This window comes from Sodalis sp. RH15 (assembly GCF_047324255.1).
GTDB lineage: Bacteria > Pseudomonadota > Gammaproteobacteria > Enterobacterales > Enterobacteriaceae > Acerihabitans > Acerihabitans ligni.
The window spans coordinates 1,224,939-1,249,676 of sequence record NZ_CP178738.1; the positions used below are offsets into that span (position 1 = coordinate 1,224,939).

The window sequence follows — 24,738 nt, forward strand, 5'->3', positions numbered from 1 at the left end:
TCGCTGCACTCCCGGTGTCTGCGGGCCTACCGCGCCATGGGGCGCTCGGTCGGGCGGGAAAACCACGCCCAATTCGACCCCATTGTCACGGTCTCCCTTTAACAGGTTCGTTGCACTCCGGGTGTCTGCGGGCCTACCGTGCCATGGGGCGCTCGGTCGGGCGGGAAAACCACGCCCAATTCGACCCCATTGTCACGGTCTCCCTTTAACAGGTTCGCTGCACTCCCGGTGTCTGCGGGCCTACCGCGCCATGGGGCGCTCGGTCGGGCGGGAAAACCACGCCCGATTCGACCCCATTGTCACGGTCTCCCTTTAACACGCGACTCCCTTTAACACGCGACCCCCCCTTTAACGGGCGATTGTGCTGTTGTGATTCTATTCAATCAAATTGGTCTTATTCATAATCATTTCAGTTTATCATGACTGGTAATAATCAGATCTAGATCGCATTTTTTATATTTTGACTCAATATAATCATTATGATTAAATGTAATCATACATGTGAGGGCAGAATGAAAATCAAAGCAACCATTGAGAGAATGCCGGGGGGGATGATGCTGGTCCCGCTGATTCTCGCCGCTTTACTCAATACCTTTGCGCCGCAATCGCTGGAGATCGGGGGGTTTACTTCGGCGCTGTTTAAGCACGGCGCCCTGCCGCTTATCGGCGCATTTTTACTCTGCATGGGGGCCGGTATCAGTTTTAAGGCCGCTCCGCGGGCGTTGCTGCAAGGGACCACCATCACGGTGACCAAGGTTTTGGTGGGGGTGGTGTTAGGCTTTGGTATTGAACATTTGTTTGGCACCGGCGGTATCTACGGCCTTTCCAGCCTGACGGTTATCGTGGCGATGGCGAATGCCAACGGTGGTCTTTACGCCGCGCTGGTGGGTGAGTATGGCACCGAACGGGACCTCGGGGCCATTTCCATTTTGTCTCTGGGGGACGGCCCGCTGTTTACCATGATAGCCCTGGGGGCGGCGGGGATGGCTAATATTCCGTTTATGGCGCTGGTGGCGGTATTGGTGCCGATTGTGGTGGGCATGATTTTGGGTAACCTTGATCATCAAATGCGTGATTTTCTTACCCGCGGCGGTCCGATTTTGATTCCGCTGTTCGCCTTCGCTCTGGGGGCGGGCATTAATCTTGATATGCTGGTAAAAGGCGGGGTGGCCGGGGTTGTGCTGGGCATACTGGTCACCGTCCTGGGCGGTTTCTTTAATATACGGGTCGATCGGCTGGTGGGGGGATCGGGGATCGCCGGCGCCGCGGCATCAAGCACCGCGGGCAACGCAGTGGCGACTCCGCTGGCCATAGCCCAGGCCGATCCTTCCATGGCGTCAGCCGCCGCCGCCGCCGCACCGCTGATTGCCGCATCGGTGATTACCACCGCCATCCTGACCCCGTTGCTTTGTGCCTGCGTGGCAAAACGTAATGCAGCATCCGTACTTCGGGAGAATAAAGCATGAAACTGGTAGTGGTGGCCGATGATTTTACCGGGGCTAACGACACCGGCGTGCAGTTGGCGAAGAAGGGGGCGAGAACCGAGGTGCTGCTTGACGAGCGGGCTACCGTGTCGCCGCGGGCCGATGTTCTGGTTATCAATACTGAAAGCCGTGCGCTGAGCGCGGAGGAGGCGGGGCTGAAGGTCAGCGAGGCGCTGCGGCCGTTTTTTCAGGAAAAAGCCGGGCAACCGATTATCTACAAAAAAATCGACTCTACTTTTCGCGGTAACGTCGGGGCGGAGATCGCCGCCGCCATGAAGGCAAGCGGCGCAATGCTTGCCATTATCGCCGCCGCCATTCCGGCTGCGGGCCGCACCACCCGCGAGGGCCAGTGTCTGGTCCAGGGAATTCCCCTGGTGGAAACCGAGTTTGCCAGCGATCCGAAAACACCGATTTTATCCTCGCATATCGGCACGCTGATCGGTTTACAAAGCACATTGCCGGTTTACGAGGCATGCCTTGAGACTGTCCGGGGCAACGAGCTTAGCGTCTTTTTGCAGCAATTGGCGACCAAAGGACCCTGCTGTGTGGTTATGGATGCCGAACTCGATGGTGATTTGGTGCAAATAGCCCAGGCGGTGGGCAATTTGACGGCTTCTTATATTTTGGTCGGCGCCGCGGGCCTGGCCAACGCCTTGCCCCCCGCGAGCTATCTCACGCCCAAACAGCGCCTGCCGGTATTGGCGGTGGCCGGGTCCATGAGTGAAATAACCCAGCGGCAAATAGCGTATGCCGCACGGGAGAAGTCGCTGGGCATCGTGGATATCGATGTGGAAACACTGCTGGCGTCGCCGGAACCGGAAACCCTCCTCCCTTATGTCCGGGCGGCGGTGACGGTGCTGGAGGATCGGCAGCACTGCGTGTTGCGCACCTGTCGTGACGTCGGGGCACGGCAAGCCATTGACGAGCTGTGCCGCCGCTACGGCTATACGCGCCAGCAGTTAGGTGATTACATCGGTTTACGTCTTGGCGAAATCACCCGGCAAATCATCGCCGGCGCACAAATCGGCGGACTGTTTCTCACCGGCGGCGATATTGCCATCGCCGTGGCCCGGGCGCTTGGGGCCGAGGGATATCGCATTGCCGCCGAGGTGGCGCCCTGCGTGCCCTGCGGCACTTTTGTGAACAGTGAGATTGATGATTTACCAGTGATAACCAAAGCCGGCGGTTTTGGTAATGAAACCACCTTGCGCGATGCACTTTATTTTATTGAGGAGATGTACAGTGGTAAATAAAACGATAGCAATCACTATGGGTGATCCGGCAGGCATCGGTCCGGAAATTATTTTGAAATCCCTGGCGCAGGGCGAACTGTCCGGATGCAGGGCCGTGGTGGTGGGCTGTCTGCAAACCCTTCGGCGCATTCAGGCACTGGGCATTACGCCGCCGGCGGAGCTGAAGTCCATAGAAAGAGCGGATCGGGCAGTTTTCGCCCCCGGCGTCATTAACGTTATCGATGTGCCGCTGGAGGACCCGGCAGCGCTGGTGGCGGGACAAGTGCAACCCGCCGCCGGCGATTTGGCCTATCGCTGCATCGCCAAGGCCTCGGCCATGGCCATGGCGGGAGAGGTGCAGGGGATAGCCACCGCCCCCCTGAACAAGGAAGCGCTGCATGCCGCCGGGCATATCTATCCGGGGCATACCGAACTGCTGGCCGAACTGACCGGCAGCAGCGATTTCGCCATGGTGCTTTATACCGATAAGCTGAAGGTGATCCATGTCAGCACCCATATCGCGCTGCGGAAATTCCTCGACACGCTCAGCCGCGAACGCATTAAAACGGTTATCGGCATCGCCGATACCTTTCTTAAACGGGTAGGATTTTCAGCGCCGCGCATCGCGGTGGCCGGGGTCAACCCCCATGCCGGCGAACATGGTTTATTCGGCGATGAAGAGATTACCATCGTCGGTCCGGCCATTGAGGAGATGAAGGCCCAAAAGATAAATGTATTCGGTCCCTGTCCGCCGGATACCGTTTTCCTGCAAGCCTATGAAGGGCAATATGACATGGTGGTGGCGATGTATCACGATCAGGGACATATTCCGTTGAAATTACTTGGTTTTTATGATGGAGTGAATATCACCGCCGGGCTGCCTTTTATTCGGACTTCAGCCGACCACGGTACCGCCTTCGATATTGCCTGGACAGGCAAAGCCAAGTCTGAGAGCATGGCCATATCGATTCAGTTAGCCATGCAACTGGCCTAGTCATGGTATAGTCATGGCATAGTCATGATACAGTTAAGCGGATGTTATGAAAGGACAAAGTCGTCTGGATCAGATTATGGATTTTCTTAAAAGCCATAATCTGGTCACTGTAGATCAACTGGTCGCGGCCGTATCTGCTTCACCTGCGACCATCCGGCGCGATCTGATCAAACTCGATGAACAGGGTGTGATCAGCCGCAGCCATGGTGGAGTGACCTTAAATCGATTTGTTCCGAGCCAGCCCACCACCAATGAAAAAATGCAGCGCAATCTGCCGGAAAAAAGGGCTATCGCCCAATTGGCGGCGCAGCTGGTGCAGCCCGGCGATTCGGTGGTGCTGGATGCCGGCACCACCATGCTGGAACTGGCGCGCAACCTTACCCATTTGCCGCTGCGGGTGATTACCGCCGATTTGCATATCGCCCTGCTTCTGTCCGAATTCAAACAGATCGAAGTGACCATCATCGGCGGCCGTATCGATGACAGCAGCCAGTCCTGTATCGGCGAGCACGGTCGCCAGCTGCTGCGCAATATCTACCCGGATATCGCCTTTATCAGCTGCAACTCCTGGAGCCTGCCCAAAGGCATCACCACCCCCACCGAAGAGAAGGCCGGCCTGAAGCGGGATCTGGCTGCCAATGCCCGTCGGCGGGTGCTGCTGGCGGACAGCAGCAAATATGGCGCCTATTCCCTGTTCTGCGTATCGCCCCTGTCCGACCTGACGCAGGTGATAACCGATCGCGGCATCCCCGCCGAGATTGAATCCGCTCTGCGGCAGCAGCCGTTTACCCTGACGCTGGCCTGACCGCCTAAGCCGGCTTGATTTGCTTGGCGTAATGAGGCCGACTGATTCCATTGGCCGGAGGGAGCTCATTGGCGTGACCGCCGCCTCAGGCGTGATTGAGATTTACCATTGCCATTGACGAGAGGGCGTGATGATTTCCGGCAGGGGGATATCCCAGGATTCAACCGGCACCTGTTCCACCTGCTGGCAATCATGGGCCAGACCGATGGGGTAAAAACCCGATTCCCGCCGCCAGTGCCGCAAGGTGCGATCATAAAAACCGCCGCCCATGCCGAGCCGCTGGCCCTGTGCATCAAACGCCACCAGCGGGGTAAACAGCACATCCAACCGCGCCGGGGGCAGCAGGCGGGTGATATCCAGTTTGGGTTCGCTGATGCGCAGGCGGTTGACCGTAAGCGGGGTATCGGCATCATAGCGCAGGAACAGCAAATGTCCCGGGCTGAACGGGTGCAGCACCGGCAGGTAAATCTGCTGGCCGCGCCGGCGGAGGGCATCGATTATCGGCCGGGTATCCAGTTCGCCGTCAAAGGATAAAAACAGCGCCAGGGTTTTGGCGGCGGCGATGCGCGGATGCGCCAGCAAGCGTTCGGTAACCGCGTTTGAGGCGTCGGCCTGCTGCCGGGGGCTTAACGCTCGCCGTGCTTGACGGATTTGATTGCGGATGGACTGCCGCAGGATTGATTTGTCCGACGCTGGAGTCATAGAAAAGACGATGGTATGGAAAGGGGATCTCCGAGATGCCGCCGCAGGCTGTAACCCTTGAACCCATGGTTCAAGGTGAACGCAGCGTTCTAACCTTAAGGCTTCTCGGACGAACCGAGCATGCGCACCAGTTAAAGATCGCCACATTCTTGTGGTATAAATTATCGGCTCAGGGGACTGGCCCGCTGGCGAACACCTCAGAGAAATTTTATTTGTACGATTCGCGGGCTGAAACCCCGGCGACTATCGTTATTTGTACTGCTTGCTGCTATTCGAACCCCTTGCCGCTGTTCGAACTGCATACCGCTATTCGAACTGCGTTCCCGGACGTTCGGAAATCCGTCCTTGCTCTACCAAGGCTTGTTCGATCGTTTGCTGCAATAACCGGATTCGCTGCTCCATATTGGCCGCATAATCGCGCGTTTTCAACCTTTCTTGCGCCAGTTCGTGACAGACGTTCAAGGCCGCGATAAAAACAAGCTGTTCCGTATTGGTGACTCTAGTTCGAACTTTAAGATCTTGCAACCGCTGATTAAGATCCTCGGCCGCCTGGTTCAACGCTTCTTGTTGTTCCGGCGGGCAATTCACCCTCAACGTGCGGCCGAATATTTGAATATCTACCGGTTGTGCGGACATACCACCTTCCTGCATTGTTGCCGCGCCAACGCTTATCGCCACCCGTTTCACCATTGCGGGAGCAAAAGCGGACGCTACTATAATCAATCTATATAAAACAATCTATATAAAACAGAAGTTACAAGCCCTTTCTGGTATAGCGACGGACCTTGGTGGTAGCATAACACGAACTTATCCTGCCAACGACGATGAAAGCGCATGTCTATACAAAATACCTTGCCGGACTATGAAAATCTGAATCAGCTGCTTACCCAGCAGGCGGTGGCGTTAACGTCGGCGGAAATGCATGGTTTGATCAGCGGAATGCTGTGCGGCGGAAACCGGGACCACAGCTGGCAGACCCTGGTGCATGAGTTGACCAATGAAGGGCTGGCTTTCTCGCAGACCCTGGCGGAACCCTTGCGCCAGCTGCATGAGAGCACCGCCCACTCCCTGGAGGACGAAGAGTTCATGTTCCAGCTGCTGCTGCCGGATGACGAAAGTGCGACGGTGTTTGACCGGGTGGACGCCCTGGCGGGCTGGGTCAATCATTTCCTGCTGGGGCTGGGAGTTGTCCAGCCCCAGCTGGATAAAGTCAAAGGAGAGGTGCGGGAGGCGATTGACGATTTGCGTAATATCGGCCAGCTGGGTTATGACGAAGACGAAGATCAGGAGGAGTTGGCGCAATCCCTGGAAGAAGTCATCGAATATGTCCGTATGGCGGCGATTCTTTGTCATAATGATTTTACGCACCCGGAATCATCCGCGCCGCAGGAAAAACCCAAACCGACCTTGCATTGAGCCTTTGGCCCGCTCAGGTATCAGGCCGCCGGCACGGCGATAGCCGGTCAATACCATCACCATGAAAAGGCAGGAGAGAGTGATGACTCAACAAGAATATTTACGCCGTCGTCAGGCGTTGCTGGCAAAGATGTCTCCGGCCAGCGCCGCCGTAATTTTCGCTGCGCCGGAAGCGACACGTAATGCCGACAGTGAATATCCTTACCGTCAAAACAGCGATTTCTGGTACTTCACCGGCTTTAACGAGCCCGAAGCCGCGCTGATCCTGATTAAAAGCGATGAAACCCACCATCACAGCGTACTGTTCAACCGGGTGCGGGATTTAACCGCGGAAACCTGGTTCGGCCGCCGCCTGGGCCAGGAAGCCGCGCCGGCCAAGCTGGGGGTGGATCGGGCCTTGCCCTGGGATGAGATCAAAAATCAGCTGCACCTGTTATTGAACGGCCTGGATGTGGTGTATCACGCGCAGGGGGAATATCCGTTCGCCGACGAACTGGTGTTCAATGCCCTGGCAACGCTGCGGCGCGGTTATCGCCAGCAGTTAAAGGCGCCGGCTACGCTGACTGATTGGCGTCCCTGGGCACATGAGCTGCGCTTGTTCAAATCGGCGGAAGAAATCGCCGTGATGCGCCGCGCCGGTGAAATCACCGCCCTGGGCCATACCCGCGCTATGCGGGCCTGCCGGCCGGGCATGTATGAGTATCAGCTGGAAGGGGAAATCCTGCACGAATTCAACCGCCACGGCGCGCGTTTCCCCTCTTATAACACTATTGTCGGCAGCGGTGTGAACGGCTGCATTCTGCATTACACCGAAAATGAAGCGATCATGAAGGACGGCGATCTGGTGCTGATTGACGCCGGCTGCGAGTATCGGGGCTATGCGGGGGATATCACCCGGACCTTCCCGGTGGGCGGCAAGTTCAGCGCCGAACAGCGTGCCGTCTATGATATCGTGCTGGCGTCGCTGAATGCCTCGCTGGCGCTCTTCAAACCGGGCACCAGTATCCGCGACGTGACCGAGGAAGTGGTGAAAATCATGGTAACCGGCCTGGTGAAGCTGGGGGTCCTGAAGGGTGAGGTAACCACCCTGATCGGCCAGCAGGCCCATCGGCGTTTCTTCATGCACGGGCTGAGCCACTGGCTGGGGATGGATGTCCATGACGTGGGGGATTACGGTACGCCCGAACGGGGCCGGATCCTGGCGCCGGGCATGGTGCTGACCATTGAGCCGGGCATCTATATCGCTCTGGATGCAGACGTGCCTCCAGCCTATCGCGGTATCGGCATCCGCATCGAAGATAACATCCTCATTACCGAACAGGGCAACGAAAACCTTACCGATTCGGTGGTGAAGGATCCGGACGCCATCGAAGCGCTAATGGCGGCGGCGCGCTAATTCATGACGGTAATCATCATTGGCGGCGGCATGGCCGGCGCCACCCTGGCGCTGGCATTGTCCCATCTGACCGGGGGGCGGCTCGACATCGATCTGGTGGAAAGCGCCGCTCCTGAAAGCCATCGCCACCCCGGCTATGACGGCCGGTCCATTGCCCTTGCCCAGGGGACCTGCCGGCAATTAACCGCTATAGGCGTCTGGCCGGCGCTGATGCCCGGCGCTACCGCCATTACCCAGGTGCAGGTCAGCGATCGCGGCCACCTCGGTAAGGTGCGGCTTGACGCCGGGGATTACCGGGTGCCCGCGCTGGGTTACGTGGTGGAGCTGCATGACGCGGGGCAGCGGCTGTTTTCGCTGTTGCGCCGGGCGCCCGGCGTCAGGCTGCATTGTCCCGCCACCGTCGCCACCCTGACCCGGCGCCGGGACGATGTGGAAGTGCGGCTGGATAACGGCGGAGTATTAACCGGCCGGCTGGCGGTGGCGGCGGACGGTTCCCATTCTCCCGTGGCCCGGCAATGCAATATCCAGTGGCGGCAGCAGGATTACCGGCAACTGGCGGTCATTGCCAACGTTTCCACCGCCATGCCCCACCGGGGCAGGGCCTTTGAGCGCTTTACCGAACACGGTCCGCTGGCGTTACTGCCCTTGTCGGGGGGACGCAGCGCGCTGGTCTGGTGCTTGCCCGAGTCACGGCGGGAAGAGGTCGGCGTCTGGGATGACGCCCGGTTCCGGGAGGCGTTGCAGACGGCGTTCGGCTGGTCCCTCGGGCGGATTGTTACCGTGGGGCAACGGCAGATTTATCCCCTGCACCTGCGTACCGCCTCGCATCATATCTCCCATCGCCTGGCGCTGGTGGGCAATGCGGCGCAAACCCTGCACCCCATCGCCGGGCAGGGGTTCAATCTGGGGTTGCGCGACGTGATGACCCTGGCGGAGACGCTGGCGGACGCGGCGGGACAGGGGCTCGATCCCGGCGGCTATGCGGTATTGCAGCGCTATCAACAGCGCCGGTTGCCCGATCAGTCCGGAACGGTAGGCATTACCGACGGGCTAATCGACGTGTTTGCCAACGGACACCCGCCGCTGGTGATTGCCCGTAATCTGGGGCTGCTGGCCATGGCGCATTCACCCTGGCTGCGGGACACCCTCGCGCGACGCACCCTGGGCTGGGTGGAGCGTTAATTTCCGGCCTTCAACAAGGACTTCAGCTATGCAAGCATTCGATGTGGTGATCAACGGCGGCGGAATGGTGGGTTTGACCCTGGCCTGCGGTCTGCAGGGCAGCGGCTTGCGCGTCGCGGTGGTGGAGCAGCGGATGCCGGAAGCGATTCCCCCGGCCGAAAGTCCGGCGCTTCGGGTCTCCGCCATCAATGCCGCCAGTCAGCGCCTGTTGCGGCATGTCCGGGTATGGGACGATATCGTCGCGGTGCGCGCCACGCCCTACCGGGGCATGGAAGTCTGGGATAACGACAGCTTCGGTAAAATCGCCTTTGACGGCGGTCCCTTGGGATTCGAGCAGCTTGGGCACATTATCGAAAATCCGGTCATCCATCAGGCACTGTGGCGCCGGGCCGCCGGGTTATCGGATGTCGAGCTGTTTTGCCCGGCGTCGCTACGGCAAGTAGCCTGGGGCGAAAACGAGGCGTTTATTACCCTGGATGACGATCGGATGCTGACCGCCCGACTGGTGGTGGGGGCGGACGGCGCCGATTCCTGGCTGCGGCGCTATGCCGATATTCCGCTGACTTTCTGGGATTACCAGCATCATGCCCTGGTAGCCACCGTGCGTACCGAGCGCCCCCACGGCGGCATCGCCCGCCAGGCGTTTCACGGCGACGGAATTCTGGCGTTTCTGCCGCTGGCGCAGCCCGATGTCTGTTCCATCGTCTGGTCCCTGCCGCCGGAGTCGGCGGAGCAGCGGCGGCAAATGCCGGCGGAGCAATTCACCGCGCAATTGGCCCGGCACTTTAATCTGGCCCTCGGTTTATGCACGCTGGAAAGCGAACGGTTGACATTCCCCCTTACCGGCCGCTATGCCCGGGATTTCGCCGCGCACCGTCTGGTGCTGGTGGGAGACGCGGCGCATACCGTCCATCCGCTGGCGGGGCAGGGGGTGAATCTGGGATTGATGGATGTGGCCGAATTGCTGTCTGAACTGCAGCGATTGCAAATCGCCGGCAAGGATATCGGCCATTATGCCTATCTGCGCCGCTATGAACGGCGCCGCAAGCACAGCGCCGCCGTTATGCTGGCGGGCATGCAGGCCCTGCGTGAGCTGTTTGACGGCAATAATCCCCTCAAAAAATGGGTTCGTGACGCCGGATTGCGTTTAGCGGATACGCTGCCCGGTGTAAAACCGCGCCTGATCCGGCAGGCCATGGGGCTTACCGAACTGCCGGCCTGGCTGGATGAAGACGCCCGTTCGACTGAAAAAATCTAATCCAAGGGTTTTTTTTCATTATTATTTCTAATCCGAAGCCTCGGCAAAACGTATTCCAACAGCGTTTCGTCGGGGTTTTTTGTTATCAAATTTTGCGTTGAGGTCCTCCGATTTACCGTTTGTGCGCCGTTATAATCCCTTTGTCAGCATATCATGCTGATGAGGCGGGGAGCGTCGTTTAACATTATACTTCCCGGCGGGATAATTTAATTTATGGTTTCCCCCTGGATTAGGTGGTAACTTCTGGCAAAAGGTATCGTTTGCGCCGATGGAAGCCTATTTTTCGTATAGGTCGAAAGCGTCGGCGCCTTCCAGGACATTTGTTGTATAGCCTCAATAATTCGAGTTGCAATAAAGCCAATGTAATGCAACGTGAAGCATGGCGGTTATATCGTCTGAATTGACCACAAAGAGAGAAAAGATGGCCCAGCTGACATCGCTGTACGAACAGCACATCGCGTGCGGCGCAAAAATGGTGGATTTCCATGGCTGGATGATGCCGTTGCATTATGGTTCGCAACTGGAGGAGCATCACCAGGTCCGCCGGGACGCCGGCATGTTCGATGTTTCCCATATGACCATCATCGATCTCCAGGGATCCCGCACCCGTGAATTTTTGCGCTACCTGCTGGCCAATGATGTGGCAAAGCTGACCCAGCCGGGCAAGGCCCTGTACACCGGGATGCTGAATGCGTCCGGCGGCGTGATTGACGATTTGATCGTTTATTTCCTGGCTGAAGAGGATTTCCGCCTGGTGGTGAATTCCGCCACCCGCGAAAAAGACGTTGCCTGGGTCACGGACCATGCCGAACCGTTTAATGTCCGGGTAACCGTGCGTGACGATTTAGCGTTGATCGCCGTGCAGGGACCGCAGGCCCAGGCCAAGGCGCGGACGCTCTTTACGCCCGAGCAGCTGGCGGCGGTGGCCGGTATGAAGCCCTTTTTCGGCGTGCAGTCGCAGCATTTGTTTATCGCCACTACCGGCTATACCGGCGAGGCGGGCTATGAAATCGCCCTGCCGAAAACCCGGGTGGAGTCGTTCTGGCAACAATTGCTGTCAGCCGGGGTCAAACCCTGTGGCCTGGGAGCGCGGGATACCCTGCGCCTCGAAGCCGGCATGAATTTATATGGGCAGGAAATGGACGAAAGAATTTCGCCCCTGGCCGCCAACATGGGCTGGACCATCACCTGGCAGCCGGAAGACCGTGATTTTATCGGCCGTGAGGCGCTGGAAGCCCAGCGCCGCGCCGGCACCGAACAGCTGGTGGGCCTGGTGCTGACCGAAAAAGGGGTGCTGCGCAACGAACAAACGGTGCATTTCACCGACAGCAACGGCAACCGGCAGACGGGGATCATCACCAGCGGCTCCTTTTCCCCGACGCTTGGGGTCAGTATTGCCCTGGCCCGCGTACCCGCCGGTATCGGCGAGCAGGCTATAGTATTAATCCGTAACCGCGAAATGCCGGTTAAGGTGACCAAACCCGGTTTTGTCCGCGCCGGTAAACCGGTCGTTCAATTTTAACTTTGCGAGAGTGAGGATGGCGATGAGCAGCAGCGTGCCTAAAGAACTAAAATACACCACGTCCCATGAGTGGGTCCGTGACGAGGGCGAAGGCGTTTACAGCGTCGGTATCACCGAACATGCCCAGGAGTTGCTGGGAGACATGGTATTTATCGATCTGCCGGAAGTGGGCGCCGAATTCGCCGCCAGCGATGATTGCGCCGTGGCGGAGTCGGTAAAGGCCGCTTCGGATATCTACGCGCCCATCAGCGGTGAAATCGTGGCGGTGAATGAAGAGCTTGAAGCTTCGCCGGAGCTGGTGAACAGCGCGCCTTATACCGAAGGCTGGCTGTTTCAAATCAAAGCCGCCGACGAGAGTGAAGTAGCCGCATTGCTCGATGCCGATGCCTATGAGGCCACCCTCGACGAAGAAGACGACGAAGACGAATAACCGCCGCACGGCCCCGGTGAACCATCCGGGGCTTTTCCCGACCCGTTTGTGATTTCCCCCGTCCCATGCCCGATGCAGGAATTGTAGTTTATGACCCAGACTCTCAGCCAGCTTGAACACCATGACGCGTTTATACAGCGCCATATCGGCCCTTCCCCGGAACAGCGGGCGCATATGCTTTCAGCCGTCGGCGCCGCCACTCTGGACGCGCTGATTGGCCAAATCGTTCCCGCGGATATTCAGCTTTCCGCCCCGCCGGCGGTGGGCGAGGCCGCCACCGAAGCCCGGGCGCTGGCTGAGCTGAAAGCCATTGCCGGCCGGAACCGGATCTGCAAAACCTATATCGGCATGGGCTACAGTGCGGTCATCACCCCGCCGGTGATTTTGCGCAACATGCTGGAGAACCCGGGCTGGTATACCGCCTATACGCCTTACCAGCCGGAGGTGTCGCAGGGCAGACTGGAAGCCTTGCTGAATTTTCAACAGCTGACGCTGGACTTGACCGGCCTGGATATCGCTTCCGCCTCGCTGCTGGATGAAGCCACCGCGGCGGCGGAAGCCATGGCGCTGGCCAAACGCGCCAGTAAACTGAAACAGGCCAACTGCTTTTTTGTCGCCGACGATGTGCACCCGCAGACGCTGGATGTCGTGCGCACCCGGGCGCGCACCTTCGGTTTCGATCTGGTGGTGGGACAAGCCGAAGCGGCGCTTGAACAGCCGGGGGTATTCGGCGTCTTGCTGCAGCAGGTAGGCACCACCGGAGAGCTCCATGATTACCGCGAACTGCTGGCGGCCCTGAAAGCCCGTCGGATAGTCAGCTGCGTGGCGGCGGACATGATGGCGCTGGTGCTTTTGGCGGCGCCGGGGGCCCAGGGGGCCGATGTGGTGTTCGGTTCTTCCCAGCGTTTTGGCGTACCTATGGGGTACGGCGGACCGCACGCGGCATTTTTCGCCGCCCGCGACGAGGTGAAACGTTCCATGCCGGGCCGCATTATCGGCGTTTCCCGCGACGCGGCGGGCAATACCGCCCTGCGCATGGCGATGCAAACCCGCGAGCAGCATATCCGGCGCGAAAAGGCCAATTCCAATATTTGCACCTCGCAGGTTCTGCTGGCGAATATCGCCGGCTTGTATGCCGTTTACCACGGACCGGCCGGGCTTAAACGTATCGCCGGGCGTATCCACCGCCTGACCTCAATCCTGGCGGCGGGCTTGACCGCCGCCGGCATCACGCCGCGTTTTGCCCGCTGGTTCGATACCCTGACGCTGGATGTGGCGGATAAGGCCGCGGTGCTGGAGCGCGCGCGGGAAGCCGGCGTTAACCTGCGTGCCGACCTGGACGGCGCGGTGGGGATTACCCTGGATGAAACCACCGGGCGCGAGGATATCGCCGCCCTGTATGCCATTCTCACCGGCAGCCGGCAGGCGCTGGATATCGATGCCCTGGATGCCGGCATCGGCGAGGTGATTCCGGCGCAATGGCTGCGTACCACCCCCATCCTGACCCATCCGGTCTTTAACCGCTATCATAGCGAAACCGACATGATGCGGTATATGCACCGGTTGGAGAACAAAGACTTGGCGCTGAACCAGGCGATGATCCCCCTGGGCTCCTGTACCATGAAGCTGAACGCCGCCGCGGAAATGATCCCCATTACCTGGCCGGAGTTCGCCGAACTGCATCCGTTCTGCCCGCCGGAACAGGCTGCCGGCTATCAGCAGATGATAGCGCAGCTCTCCCGTTGGCTGGTGCAGTTGACCGGCTATGACGCGCTGTGCATGCAGCCCAACTCCGGCGCCCAGGGCGAGTATGCCGGCATGCTGACCATACGGCGCTATCATGAGAGCCGTAACGAGGGCAACCGCCATATCTGCCTTATCCCCAGCTCAGCCCACGGCACCAATCCGGCCTCGGCGCAGATGGCGGGTATGTCGGTTATCGTGGTGGCCTGCGATAAGCACGGCAATATCGATTTGCACGATTTGCGTGAGAAAGCCGAACAGGCCGGCGACGAGCTGTCCTGCATCATGGTGACCTACCCTTCCACCCACGGCGTTTACGAAGAGACGATCCGCGAGGTGTGCCAGATAGTTCATCAGTACGGCGGCCAGGTTTACCTGGACGGCGCCAATATGAACGCCCAGGTGGGCATTACCTCGCCGGGCTATATCGGCGCGGACGTGTCGCATCTTAACCTGCATAAAACATTCTGCATTCCCCACGGCGGCGGCGGACCGGGTATGGGACCCATCGGCGTGAAAGCCCATTTGGCGCCGTTTGTGCCGGGCCATGCGGTGCTGCATATGGACGGCGTGCTGACCCGGCAGGGCGCGGTCGCCGCCGCGCCGTTCGGCAGCGCCTCCATTCTGCCCATCAGCTGGATGTATATTCGCATGATGGGGGCCGAGGGTCTCAAACAGGCCAGCCAGGTGGCGATTTTAAATGCTAACTATATCGCCAGCCGTTTGAACGCCGCGTTTCCGGTGCTCTACAGCGGTCGCGACGGCCGGGTGGCCCATGAGTGTATTCTGGATATCCGTCCGCTGAAGGAGGCGACCGGTATCAGTGAAATGGATATCGCCAAGCGTTTGATCGACTATGGTTTCCATGCGCCCACCATGTCGTTCCCGGTGGCCGGTACGCTGATGGTGGAGCCCACCGAATCGGAAAGTCAGGGGGAGCTGGATCGCTTTATCGACGCCATGCTGGCGATTCGCGGCGAGATTGATAGAGTTGCTAAAGGGGAGTGGCCGCTGGAGGATAATCCGCTGGTTAACGCGCCGCATATCGAGCGCGAGCTGGCGGGGGAGTGGACTCATCCCTATAGCCGTGAGACGGCGGCGTTTCCGGCGGGCTTTGAGCATAAGTACTGGCCGAGCGTCAAGCGGCTGGATGATGTGTATGGGGATCGCAACCTGTTCTGTTCCTGTGTGCCGGTAAGCGATTACGAGTAGGGAAACGGCGGGCAGAGCCGGAATGCGCTCCCTTTAACACGCTCGTTGCATGTCCGGCGATCGCGGGCCTAGCGCGCCATGAGGCACTCGGTCGGGCGGAAAAACCACGCCCGATTCGACCTCATTGCCACGCTCTCCCTTTAACACGCTCGTTGCATGTCCGGCGTTCGCGGCCCTTCGTTAAATTGCTGTATGGGGTTTCGATGAGGCGGCTTGTTGTGTACAATGCAACAAATGTCGGATAAGGTCATCTCATCATTGTCGAATAACAAATCAAATATGCCAATAACCCGAGACGTGCGCCTGCCGGTGCAGGAGCGTTCAGCGGCTCGTATGGCCAAGGTGCTGGACGCCGCGGAGCGCATGCTGGCGGACGTGGGGCCGGAAAAAACGTCGATTCCCGCCCTGGCTGAAGCGGCGGATGTTCCCCGCGCCGCCATTTATCCCTTCTTTCCCGATAAATATGCCCTGTTTTCCCACCTGGCGCGTATTCATATGGAGCGCCTGCTGGATGCCTTGGCGCATTCCCGGACCGGGCACGCCGGTACCTGGCGGGCATGGGTCGAGACGGCAATCGAGGAGACGGCGGATTATTATAACGCCCATCCGGTGGCGAGCGTGCTGTTGCTAAGGGGCTCATTCGCCGACAGCGATCATGATGCTCATGGCGCCAAGAATGCGGCTATTGGCGATCTGCTGCGCGCCAAGGCGGCAAGCCTGGGGGAACTGCGGGCGCTGCCGGCGGTGCCGGATGCGGCGACTATCGCCGTTGAGATTGCGTTCGCCTGTATGAAGCACGGCTACGGGAAGGAAGGCCGGATATCGCCGGCGATTTGCCGGGAGGCGACACGGGCCGTGACGGCGTATCTTGCGCGCTGGGACGGTGGCGATGTCGGCGATTCACCGGCATAGCATTATACTGCACCGGTCCGCCTCGTGACTTTTTTGCGCAGCAACGCATAGCATTGCGCCAGTATAAACAGGCCGGCCTGGGTAAGCACAATACAAGGGCCGGTGGCGCCGTCGATATGGAAACTCAGCAGCGTGCCGGCAAAGCATGACAGGACCGATACCGCCGTCGCCGTGAGCAGCAGCCGGTCGAAGTGCCGGCATAGCAGCAGGGCGGTCATGCCCGGCGCTATCAGCATGGCGATGACCAGTATTATTCCCACCGCCTGCAGGGCGGCGACGATGGTGAGCGCCAGCAGGCACAGTAGGCCGTAATGCAGCCGGCCTACCGGCAGCCCTTGTATCCTTGCTTGCGCCGGGTCGAAACAATACAGCATCAGGTCCCGGCGCTTCACCAGGATAATCACCGACGCCGCGGCGATTATCCCCAACTGGTGGTTCAGACCGGACCGGCTGATGCCCAATACATTGCCGAACAGAATATGGCTGAGGTGCTGGTGGGTATCGACCCGGGAAAATAGCACCAGCCCCAGGGCGAACATGCCCGAATAGACAATGCCCATCACCGTGTCTTCCTTGACCCGGCAGTGATCCTTGATATAGCCGGTGGCGGCGGCGCAGGCGATGCCGGCGCCAAAAGCACCGACAATCATCGGCAGGCCGGCCAGATAGGCCAGTATGATGCCCGGCAAAACCGCATGGGAAATGGCGTCCCCCATCAGCGACCAGCCTTTTAATACCAAAAAGCACGACAGCAGGGCGCAGACGATGCCGGTGGCGACGGCGGCAATCATCGCCCGCTGCATAAACGGGAACACAAAGGGCTCCGTTACATAGTCAAGCCAGCCGGTCATAACGGTTTGCCCGTGATGCGGCGACGGGCCGCCAGCAGGCCGTGCCGGGGGGCGAACAGGAACGCCAGCAGGAAGAGCAGGGTTTGCAGCGTGACAATCACACCGCCGGTGGCCCCGTCGATAAAGTAGCTTAACCAGGCGCCGCCGGCGCCGGTGATAATACCGGTAAGCACGGCGATGATGATCAGCCGCGGGAAACGGTCGGTGAGCAGATAGGCCGTCGCGCCGGGAGTGATGACCATCGCGATCACCAGGATGGCCCCCACGGTTTGCAATGCTGCGACGGTGCACGCGCTCAGCAGGGTGAAAAAGATGATTTTCAGCCGCAGAGGCGACAGACCGATGGTGGCGGCATGGCCCTCGTCGAAAAACACCGCCAGCAGATCCCGCCAGATAAGACATAGCACCAGAAAGGAAATGCCGATGATAATCATCACCTGCCTGGCATCCTCATCGGCGATGCCGAGGATATTGCCGAAAATAATCGACTGAACGTTAACGCCGGTAGGGTTGAGGGAGACAATCAGCAGGCCGGCGGCAAAAAACGCGCTGAATACCAGGCCGATTACCGCATCTTCGCGCAGGCGGGAATAGTGGCGGGCCAGCGCCATCAGCAGCGCCGCCAGCATGCCGGTAAAAAACGCCCCGGCGGCGATGGGCCATCCTAACGCATAGGCGCCCGCCGCACCCGGCACCACCGAATGGGATAACGCATCCCCCATCAGCGACCAGCCCTTGAGCATAAGATAAGCGGACAGAAACCCGCAAACGCCGCCTACCATGGCGCTCATCCAGATGGCCTTGGCCATATAGTCATACTGCCAGGGTTGCAGCAGCAGCGACATCATGGCCGAATCCTCATACCATCGACATCGACATCGGCATTGCCGGTGCCAATATCAGCGCCGGCGCCGGTTGTGGCAAGGGCTGTCGGTGGGTGCTCCGGCAGCGTGCCGAGCCGCAATGCGCCGCCGAAAACCCGCTCCAGATTCTGGCGGGTAAAGGTGGTGTCCACCGGGCCGGCCGCCATAACGGTGCGATTGATCATCACTACCCGATCGCAGTACTCCGGTATGCCGGCCAAATCATGGGAGGCCACCAGGATCAGATGGCCCTGATCCCGCAGCGACCGAAGCAGCCCGATGAGGATATCTTCCGTTTGCACATCGACCCCGGTGAAAGGCTCATCCAGCAGCATCACCCGGCCCTGCTGCGCCAGCGCCCGGGCCAGGAACACCCGCTTGCGCTGGCCGCCGGAAAGCTCGCCGATCTGGCGATGGCGCAAGTCCCATAGACCGACGCGGTGGAGCGCCTGCTCTACCCACTTTTTGTCCCGGGCCGAGGGAATGCGCAAAAAAGACATGGCGCCGTACCGGCCCATCATTACCACATCCCTCACCAGCACCGGGAAACTCCAGTCCACCTCTTCCGCCTGGGGGACATAGGCGATAAGGTTTTTTCGCAACGCGTCGGCCACCGGCAGGTTGTCCAATGTGACCGTGCCCGCGGCGGGCCGCACCATGCCCAATATGCTTTTAAACAGGGTGGATTTGCCGCTGCCGTTCATGCCGATTAAGGCGCAAAGCGTACCGCCGCAGAGGTGGAAATTGGCGTTGCTCAGGGCGGTATGGCCGTTGTTATAGGTTACGGTCACTCCGTCCATCCGCAGCTCGGGCCGATAGAGCGGGGTCATAAGCCGAATCCTTTGGCAATGGTGTCCGTGGTTTGGTAAAGCAGGCTAAGGTAGGTGGGCACCGGCCCGCCGGCCGCCGAAAGGGAATCCACATACAGCACGCCGCCATAGCGAGCGCCGGTCTCCTTGCTGACCTGGCGGGCCGGCTTGTCCGATACGGTGCTTTCGCTGAAGATCACCGGGATGCCATACTCGCGCACCTGGTCAATGACATGGCGGACCTGCCGGGGCGTGCCCTGTTCTTCCGCATTGATGGGCCAGAGGTAAAGCTCGCGCAGGGCATAATCCCGCGCCAGGTAGCTGAAGGCTCCTTCACTGGTGACCAGCCAGCGAAGAGTAGCGGGGATCCGGTTCAGCCGCGCTCGCAGCGGCGCGTCCAGGGCGGCGATTTTAGCCGCGTAATCCCGGGCGTTGCGGTTGTAATCGGCGGCATGGGCCGGATCGTGCAACACCAGCGCTTTACGGATGTTTTCCACATAGATAAGGGCATTGCCGGCGGACATCCAGGCATGAGGATTGGGATTGCCGCGATAGGGACCGGCACGGATCGGCAACGGCTCGACGCCCTCGCTGACAACCGCCGAGGGGACGTCACGGACATTTTCATAAAAACGCTGGAACCAGCGCTCCAGGTTCAAGCCGTTCCAGAGCACCAGATCCGCCGACTGGCTTTTGACGATATCCCGCGGCGTCGGCTGGTAATCATGGATTTCCGCCCCGGGTTTGGTAATGGACTCCACCATAGCCGCATCCCCGGCCACATTTTGCGCTATATCCTGCAGCACGGTAAAGGTGGTGATGACCCTGAATTTTTTTTCGCCGTGGGCGCCGCCGGCGGCGAAAAACAGCAGACAGCCCAGCAGGATCCACCATGACGCGGCGGTTGGAAAGGGTTGGCGCTTTAGCGGGTTCGTCAGCATACAGTCGATTGGCGGCAATATCATTAACAGGTGATAAAATTATGTCCATATATAGCACAGGCTATATTGTATAGCAAAGGCAATTTTAATGGACATCAACCAACAGACCGCCGCTGCCGGGTTGTTTATCATCCGCCGACGGTTACAATGCTATGCTTGCCGTTGTAGCTGCCGGCAGACAGAAAATCCAGGCCGAAAAACAACCATGAGGAAATACCATGAACCGCCCGGAGAAAGACGCGTTCCCCATTCCCGCCGGCCAATTGGTCGATGCGAGGGAACATGCCCAGGGGTTTATGCAGGTCAGGCAGGCCCACCGGTCGGAACTGATGGACGATTACATCGAGCTGATTGCCGACCTTATCCAGGAGCGGGGAGAGGTTCGCCAGGTGGAGCTGGCCGCCCGCCTGGGGGTGGCGCAGCCCACGGTGGCCAAGATGATCAAAAAATTGTCCGCCGCCGGTTTGATCAGGCAGCTCCCCTACCGGGGCGTATTTCTCACCGCCGAAGGGGAGATCATGGCGGCAAAAAGCCGTAAACGGCACCAGATTGTGGAATCATTCCTGCTGGCGCTGGGTATCAGCGCGGAAACTGCCCGCCGGGACGCCGAGGGCCTGGAACATTATGTTAGCGAGGAAACCCTGGATGTATTCCAGCGGTTTACCGAACAGGCCCAAAGAGGGAACGGACGATGAGGGTGTGCGGTGAACCGCGTCAAAGTCCGCCGCCCGCTCGGACAAGCGTCGGTCGCCACAGGCGATTAATTAAGCGATAATCCGAAATTTCCATACTGCTTTTGCCCCGGGCCACGTATAATCCCCTCCCGGCGAAATAACCCCTTCAAGAGTGCATGTATGGTTTCCACCAGTTTGATCCAACCCGAACGCGACCTGTTCTCCTATCCGCTCTATTGGGCGGAATGCTACGGCACCGCGCCGTTTCTACCCATGTCGCGCGAGGAAATGGACCAATTGGGCTGGGATAGCTGCGACGTGATTATCGTCACCGGCGATGCCTATGTGGACCATCCGAGCTTCGGCATGGCCATCGTCGGCCGCATGCTTGAGTCGCAGGGGTTTCGCGTCGGCATCATCGCCCAGCCGGACTGGACCGATAAGCAGGACTTTATGCGGCTGGGCAGGCCCAACCTGTTTTTCGGCGTGACCGCCGGCAACATGGATTCCATGATCAACCGCTATACGGCGGATCGCAAACTGCGGCATGACGATGCCTATACGCCGGGCAATGCCGGCGGCAAGCGCCCGGATCGCGCCACGCTGGTATACAGCCAGCGCTGCAAGGAAGCCTATAGCGAGGTACCGGTGGTGCTGGGAGGGATTGAGGCCAGCCTGCGGCGTATCGCCCATTACGATTACTGGTCCGACACCGTGCGCCGTTCGGTCCTGGTGGATGCCAAAGCCGATATGCTGATCTACGGCAATGGCGAACGGCCCCTGGTGGAGCTGGCGCATCGGCTGGCGGCGGGCGAATCCATCGGCGACATACAGGATGTACGGAATACCGCGGTGATGCGCAAAGGCCCCTTGCCAGGCTGGAGCGGCGTGGATTCCACCCGGCTCGATACCCCGGGGCGCATCGAGCCTATGCTCAATCCTTACGGCGACGACCTGCCGTGCGCCGAGGGCGAGGTGCCGGCATCCCGTGGTAAACCCGTCACCGTGCGGGCCGCCAAACCCAAGCCCTGGGAAAAGACCTACGTGCTGCTGCCCTCCTTCGACAAGGTCAAGGGCGATAAAGTCATGTACGCCCACGCCTCGCGTATTCTTCACCATGAAACCAACCCCGGCTGCGCCCGGGCGCTGATGCAGCAGCACGGCGACAGGTATGTCTGGATCAATCCGCCGGCCATCCCCCTTAGCACGCCGGAAATGGACAGCGTTTTTGCCCTGCCGTTCCAGCGCCTGCCGCACCCGGCGTACGGCAAGCAGGTGATACCGGCTTACGAAATGATCTACACCTCGGTCAATATCATGCGCGGCTGCTTCGGCGGCTGTGCGTTTTGTTCCATCACCGAGCATGAAGGCCGCATTATCCAGAGCCGTTCGGAAGAGTCCATTATCCGCGAAATCGAAGAGATACGCGACAAAGTACCGGGCTTTACCGGTATCATCTCCGATCTCGGCGGCCCCACCGCCAATATGTATATGCTGCGCTGCACTTCGCCGCGCGCCGAACAGACCTGCCGGCGGGCATCCTGCGTCTATCCGGAAATCTGTCCCCATATGGATACCGACCACGCGCCCACCATCAAGCTCTATCGCCGCGCCCGCGCCTTGCCGGGCATCAAGAAGATCCTGATTGCCTCAGGGGTCCGCTATGATCTGGCGGTAGAAGATCCGGCCTATATCAAAGAGCTGGCGATGCATCACGTAGGGGGCTATCTGAAGATCGCGCCGGAGCATACCGAACCGGAACCGCTGTCCAAAATGATGAAGCCGGGCATGGGCAGCTATAAACGCTTCAAGGAACTGTTTGACCTTTATTCCAATCAGGCGGGTAAAAAGCAGTACCTCATCCCTTATTTTATTGCCGCCCATCCCGGTACCCGGGACGAGGATATGGTCAATCTGGCGTTATGGCTTAAGAAAAACCGCTACCGCCTCGATCAGGTGCAGAATTTTTATCCTTCGCCGCTGTCCAGCTCCACCACCATGTATTACAGCGGCAAGAATCCCTTGGGGAAGGTGGATTATGACAGCGAAGACGTGGTGATACCCAAAGGGGATCGCCAGCGCCGGCTGCATAAGGCCCTGCTGCGCTACCACGATCCCGCCAATTTCCCGTTGATTCGCGCCGCGCTGGAACAAATGGGCAGGCAAGACTTGATTGGCGGTCGCCGAGAATGCCTGGTGCCGGCTCCCGGCATTGAAGAACAGCGCGAACTGCGCCGCACGCGGCGCTACACCCGGCCGGCGATGACCAAACATACCGGCGCCGCCCCGCAGCCGGCGATGACCAAACATACCGGCGCTGCCCCGCAGCCGGCGATAGCCAAACGTACCGGAGCTGCCCCGCGGCCGGCGATAGCCAAACGTACCGGAGCTGCCCCGCGGCCGGCGGCGGCGGTGAAACCGGCCCTAAAGCCCGCGCGCAGCCGTAAACCTTGAGAATGACAGGAGGGCTTATTTCAGCCAGCCGTTTTGCTGAGCCTGGTTGAGATGGTGTTTCAAATGCTCCCAAAGTGCGGGATAGACATCGCCGATAAAGGCGTTGCGGGTTAATACCTGCTCCAGCCGGATACCGTTTTCCACCCAGCTTTGCCCTTGATTATGCAGATTCATCAGTACCGGCATCAGCCTGTCGAGCAGCAGGGCAAATTGCGCGTCCGCCGTTTCGCCCGCTTCATATTCCAGCCACAGCTGGTGAAAGTGTTGGCGCTGCGGTTCCGGCAGCAGGCCGAACAGCCTGACCGCCGCCGTTTCTTCCAGATCGTGCACCGCATGACGGCCCGCCAGATCGTACACCAGCACATCGCCGGCATCGATTTCAACGATATCGTGCACCAGCGCCATCTGGGTCACCCGGTTGATATCCACCTTGTCGCCGGCGTAGGGCGCCAGGGCCATGGCCGCCACGGCGAAATGCCAGCTGTGCTCGGCGGTATTCTCCTGCCGCTGCGTGCCCAAAACCTTGGTACGGCGTTGAATGCTCTTGAGTTTATCGATTTCCATCAAAAAAGCGACGACGTCGGTTAATTCTCCGAACGCCAATGCCGGTAATTCCTGCAACATGCTTACCCCAACGGCCAGACAGTGAAGCGCATCATTGTAGGGCAAAAAGGGTTTGAATTCGAATGCGGCGATAAAGGAATATCGGTTGATGGCGGACATATTTTGTTTAGCTTACGCGTGTACACTGGAATTATTCTCAGTTAAGCTTGTCCATGTACCAGATGTTTTAGCAAAAGACGTACGAGGAAGTGTAAGAATGGCTAATAAATTATTAGCTCAAGGCTATACGCTGGCGGAAGAGATAGCCAACAGCGTCAGCCACGGTGTCGGTTTGATATTCGGTATCGTCGGGCTGGTTCTGTTGCTGGTGCAGGCCGGGGATGTGGGCGCCGACGTCACCGCCATGACCAGCTACAGTCTATACGGCGGCAGCATGATCCTGCTGTTCCTGGCCTCCACCCTCTATCACGCCATCCCCCATCCACCCGCCAAGCGGTGGTTGAAAAAACTGGACCACTGCGCCATTTACCTGCTGATTGCCGGCACCTATACGCCTTTTTTGCTGGTGGGACTGGCCTCGCCGCTGGCGAAAGGGCTGATGGTCGTCATCTGGGGCATGGCGTTAGTAGGGGTGATTTTCAAACTGGCGTTTGCCCATCGATTCGAGGTGGTGTCGCTGATTACCTATCTCACCATGGGCTGGCTGTCGCTGGTGGTGATTTATCAACTGGCGCAACGTCTGCCGGTGGGCGGCCTGACGCTGCTGGCGGTGGGCGGGCTAATCTATACGGTGGGGGTGATTTTTTACGCCTGCAACCGCATCCCGTTCAACCATGCCATATGGCACGGTTTTGTGCTGGGCGGCAGCCTGTGCCATTTTCTGGCCATCTATTTCTATATCTGAATTCCATATCTGACCAACGGCATGCCGGCCTGGCCGGCCCTCTACTCCCTGGCGAAGTGCGGGGCCGGTGCGGCCGCAATGACATCAATAGCCGTAACGGATGGCATCCTTGCTTTTTTGCATCAGCGCGTCGATTTTTTGCGCATACGCCTCAATGCCCTGGCTGTCTCCGGAGCGGGCGCTTTCACGCTGTTTCTGATTATAGACTTTCATCAACTGTGCCTGGGCAAAGCCGGGTTTACCGTAGCACTCCATGCTTTTTTCCCAGCAGGCAATGGCGCTATCGATATCATTTTGCTCGGAAAAGCGTTTACCCAAGTCATTAAGCGCTTTCGCGCAGTCCTGGGGCGACAGCCCCCGGGCCAGAATTTCCTCTATAGTGGTGTCCAT

The 24,738-nt window shown here is 59.3% G+C and carries 23 protein-coding genes and 1 other RNA gene; 15 read left to right on the top strand and 9 right to left on the bottom strand.

From position 1 onward, the window contains the following. Nucleotides 1–512: 512 nt before the first annotated feature. The 4 genes from ACL2XO_RS05780 to ACL2XO_RS05795 are packed head-to-tail and all read left to right on the top strand — an operon-like array spanning nucleotide 513 to nucleotide 4,515. Nucleotides 513–1,466, top strand: coding sequence for a 2-keto-3-deoxygluconate permease (locus ACL2XO_RS05780; RefSeq protein WP_413742371.1), 954 nt, complete (start codon nucleotides 513–515; stop codon nucleotides 1,464–1,466). Next, nucleotides 1,463–2,737 (top strand): D-threonate kinase, encoded by a 1,275-nt coding sequence (dtnK, locus tag ACL2XO_RS05785; RefSeq protein WP_413742372.1) that lies wholly within the window; start codon nucleotides 1,463–1,465, stop codon nucleotides 2,735–2,737. Before ACL2XO_RS05780 ends, dtnK begins: the two co-directional genes overlap by 4 nt. Next, nucleotides 2,697–3,710, top strand: coding sequence for a D-threonate 4-phosphate dehydrogenase (locus tag ACL2XO_RS05790; RefSeq protein ID WP_413743038.1), 1,014 nt, complete (start codon nucleotides 2,697–2,699; stop codon nucleotides 3,708–3,710). The genes dtnK and ACL2XO_RS05790 overlap by 41 nt, the downstream gene beginning before the upstream one ends. Before the next feature lie 46 nt (nucleotides 3,711–3,756). Next, nucleotides 3,757–4,515 carry a DeoR/GlpR family DNA-binding transcription regulator gene (locus ACL2XO_RS05795; RefSeq protein WP_132923367.1) on the top strand — a complete coding sequence of 253 codons (759 nt, stop codon included), beginning with the start codon at nucleotides 3,757–3,759 and terminating at the stop codon, nucleotides 4,513–4,515. A gap of 102 nt (nucleotides 4,516–4,617) precedes the next feature. On the opposite strand, the gene ACL2XO_RS05800 is transcribed toward ACL2XO_RS05795, so the two are convergent. The 3 genes from ACL2XO_RS05800 to zapA form a co-directional block, all read right to left on the bottom strand. Next, on the bottom strand, nucleotides 4,618–5,217 hold the full coding sequence (locus tag ACL2XO_RS05800) for a 5-formyltetrahydrofolate cyclo-ligase (RefSeq protein WP_132923366.1): 600 nt from the start codon (nucleotides 5,215–5,217) through the stop codon (nucleotides 4,618–4,620). 23 nt (nucleotides 5,218–5,240) lie between these two features. Continuing rightward, nucleotides 5,241–5,424: non-coding RNA, 6S RNA (gene ssrS, locus ACL2XO_RS05805), on the bottom strand. A gap of 99 nt (nucleotides 5,425–5,523) precedes the next feature. Continuing rightward, nucleotides 5,524–5,853, bottom strand: coding sequence for a cell division protein ZapA (gene zapA, locus ACL2XO_RS05810; RefSeq protein ID WP_131867692.1), 330 nt, complete (start codon nucleotides 5,851–5,853; stop codon nucleotides 5,524–5,526). A gap of 198 nt (nucleotides 5,854–6,051) precedes the next feature. On the opposite strand from zapA, the gene ACL2XO_RS05815 reads away from it, so the two are divergent. From ACL2XO_RS05815 to ACL2XO_RS05850, 8 genes are all read left to right on the top strand, one after another. Further along, on the top strand, nucleotides 6,052–6,633 hold the full coding sequence (locus ACL2XO_RS05815) for a YecA family protein (RefSeq protein WP_132923365.1): 582 nt from the start codon (nucleotides 6,052–6,054) through the stop codon (nucleotides 6,631–6,633). A gap of 82 nt (nucleotides 6,634–6,715) precedes the next feature. Further along, nucleotides 6,716–8,029 carry a Xaa-Pro aminopeptidase gene (pepP, locus tag ACL2XO_RS05820; protein WP_413742373.1) on the top strand — a complete coding sequence of 438 codons (1,314 nt, stop codon included), beginning with the start codon at nucleotides 6,716–6,718 and terminating at the stop codon, nucleotides 8,027–8,029. Nucleotides 8,030–8,032: 3 nt separating this feature from the next. Further along, a complete protein-coding gene (gene ubiH, locus ACL2XO_RS05825; protein WP_413742374.1) occupies nucleotides 8,033–9,211 on the top strand; it encodes a 2-octaprenyl-6-methoxyphenyl hydroxylase in 1,179 nt (392 codons plus the stop codon). Between the two features lie 28 nt (nucleotides 9,212–9,239). Further along, a complete protein-coding gene (gene ubiI, locus ACL2XO_RS05830) occupies nucleotides 9,240–10,469 on the top strand; it encodes an FAD-dependent 2-octaprenylphenol hydroxylase (protein ID WP_413726614.1) in 1,230 nt (409 codons plus the stop codon). Nucleotides 10,470–10,890: 421 nt separating this feature from the next. Next, nucleotides 10,891–11,991, top strand: a complete 1,101-nt coding sequence (gene gcvT, locus ACL2XO_RS05835; RefSeq protein ID WP_413742375.1) for a glycine cleavage system aminomethyltransferase GcvT — start codon at nucleotides 10,891–10,893, stop codon at nucleotides 11,989–11,991. 22 nt (nucleotides 11,992–12,013) lie between these two features. After that, the gene (gene gcvH / locus ACL2XO_RS05840) at nucleotides 12,014–12,421 is read left to right on the top strand and encodes a glycine cleavage system protein GcvH (protein ID WP_203522762.1); all 408 of its coding nucleotides are present in this window, start codon (nucleotides 12,014–12,016) and stop codon (nucleotides 12,419–12,421) included. 90 nt (nucleotides 12,422–12,511) lie between these two features. Then, nucleotides 12,512–15,376 (top strand): aminomethyl-transferring glycine dehydrogenase, encoded by a 2,865-nt coding sequence (gcvP, locus tag ACL2XO_RS05845; RefSeq protein ID WP_413726616.1) that lies wholly within the window; start codon nucleotides 12,512–12,514, stop codon nucleotides 15,374–15,376. Nucleotides 15,377–15,655: 279 nt separating this feature from the next. Then, nucleotides 15,656–16,288: a TetR/AcrR family transcriptional regulator gene (locus tag ACL2XO_RS05850; protein ID WP_203522760.1), complete on the top strand. Its 633-nt coding sequence runs from the start codon at nucleotides 15,656–15,658 to the stop codon at nucleotides 16,286–16,288. Between the two features lie 2 nt (nucleotides 16,289–16,290). Here the strand turns inward: ACL2XO_RS05850 and ACL2XO_RS05855 are convergent, their stop codons facing one another. Genes ACL2XO_RS05855 through ACL2XO_RS05870 form a run of 4 tightly spaced genes read right to left on the bottom strand, consistent with a single transcriptional unit; the run spans nucleotide 16,291 to nucleotide 19,752 of the window. Then, nucleotides 16,291–17,139, bottom strand: coding sequence for a metal ABC transporter permease (locus ACL2XO_RS05855; RefSeq protein WP_413742376.1), 849 nt, complete (start codon nucleotides 17,137–17,139; stop codon nucleotides 16,291–16,293). Then, nucleotides 17,136–17,987, bottom strand: coding sequence for a metal ABC transporter permease (locus ACL2XO_RS05860; RefSeq protein WP_413742377.1), 852 nt, complete (start codon nucleotides 17,985–17,987; stop codon nucleotides 17,136–17,138). Before ACL2XO_RS05860 ends, ACL2XO_RS05855 begins: the two co-directional genes overlap by 4 nt. Next, nucleotides 17,984–18,832, bottom strand: coding sequence for a metal ABC transporter ATP-binding protein (locus ACL2XO_RS05865; protein ID WP_413742378.1), 849 nt, complete (start codon nucleotides 18,830–18,832; stop codon nucleotides 17,984–17,986). Before ACL2XO_RS05865 ends, ACL2XO_RS05860 begins: the two co-directional genes overlap by 4 nt. After that, on the bottom strand, nucleotides 18,829–19,752 hold the full coding sequence (locus tag ACL2XO_RS05870) for a metal ABC transporter substrate-binding protein (protein WP_413742379.1): 924 nt from the start codon (nucleotides 19,750–19,752) through the stop codon (nucleotides 18,829–18,831). The genes ACL2XO_RS05865 and ACL2XO_RS05870 overlap by 4 nt, the downstream gene beginning before the upstream one ends. Nucleotides 19,753–19,970: 218 nt before the next feature. Between ACL2XO_RS05870 and mntR the strand changes: the two genes are divergently transcribed. Both mntR and ACL2XO_RS05880 read left to right on the top strand, forming a co-directional pair. After that, nucleotides 19,971–20,447 (top strand): manganese-binding transcriptional regulator MntR, encoded by a 477-nt coding sequence (mntR, locus tag ACL2XO_RS05875; RefSeq protein WP_132923354.1) that lies wholly within the window; start codon nucleotides 19,971–19,973, stop codon nucleotides 20,445–20,447. A gap of 159 nt (nucleotides 20,448–20,606) precedes the next feature. Then, on the top strand, nucleotides 20,607–22,880 hold the full coding sequence (locus ACL2XO_RS05880; RefSeq protein ID WP_413742380.1) for a YgiQ family radical SAM protein: 2,274 nt from the start codon (nucleotides 20,607–20,609) through the stop codon (nucleotides 22,878–22,880). Between the two features lie 15 nt (nucleotides 22,881–22,895). On the opposite strand, the gene ACL2XO_RS05885 is transcribed toward ACL2XO_RS05880, so the two are convergent. After that, nucleotides 22,896–23,504: an HD domain-containing protein gene (locus tag ACL2XO_RS05885; protein WP_413743039.1), complete on the bottom strand. Its 609-nt coding sequence runs from the start codon at nucleotides 23,502–23,504 to the stop codon at nucleotides 22,896–22,898. A 196-nt stretch (nucleotides 23,505–23,700) separates the two neighbouring features. Between ACL2XO_RS05885 and trhA the strand changes: the two genes are divergently transcribed. Further along, nucleotides 23,701–24,348 carry a PAQR family membrane homeostasis protein TrhA gene (gene trhA, locus ACL2XO_RS05890; protein ID WP_132923352.1) on the top strand — a complete coding sequence of 216 codons (648 nt, stop codon included), beginning with the start codon at nucleotides 23,701–23,703 and terminating at the stop codon, nucleotides 24,346–24,348. An 84-nt stretch (nucleotides 24,349–24,432) separates the two neighbouring features. Here trhA and ACL2XO_RS05895 read toward each other — a convergent pair whose 3' ends face one another. Beyond that, nucleotides 24,433–24,738, bottom strand: a complete 306-nt coding sequence (locus tag ACL2XO_RS05895) for a hypothetical protein (protein WP_413726622.1) — start codon at nucleotides 24,736–24,738, stop codon at nucleotides 24,433–24,435.